1 protein-coding gene is annotated in these 358 nt (G+C 59.5%); it reads left to right on the top strand.

The features are described 5' to 3' along the window. The coding region (locus tag KNP00_RS14145; protein WP_215146307.1) for an RNA-guided endonuclease TnpB family protein at nt 1–358 on the top strand (358 nt) is incomplete at both ends.

The following is a 358-nucleotide window of genomic DNA, read 5'->3' as shown; positions in this document are numbered from 1 at the left end:
CCGAGATCGTCAAAAACCACGACGTCATCGGCATCGAGACCCTGCAGGTGAAAGACATGCAGCAGGACCGCAAGTGGAGCAAGTCGATCGCCGAGGTCGGCTGGTCGGCGTTCTTTCGCATGCTCGAGTATAAGGCCGGCTGGTACGGCAAGACCGTCGTGAAGGTCGGGAAGACCTTCGCCTCGAGCCAATTGTGTTCGGGTTGTGGCCATCGACACCAAGACGTGAAACATCTTGGTCTGCGTGAATGGACCTGCCCGGCTTGCGGTGCCCACCACGACCGTGATGTGAACGCAGGACTGAACCTCAGACAAGAAGCCGAGCGCCTGTTGGCTTCTTCAACCGTCGGGACGACGGG

The organism is Exiguobacterium qingdaonense (assembly GCF_018617855.1).
Classification (GTDB): Bacteria; Bacillota; Bacilli; order Exiguobacteriales; family Exiguobacteriaceae; genus Exiguobacterium; species Exiguobacterium qingdaonense.
The sequence above is the reverse complement of the archived record's forward strand: the minus strand, read 5'-3'. Positions and strand labels throughout refer to the sequence as shown.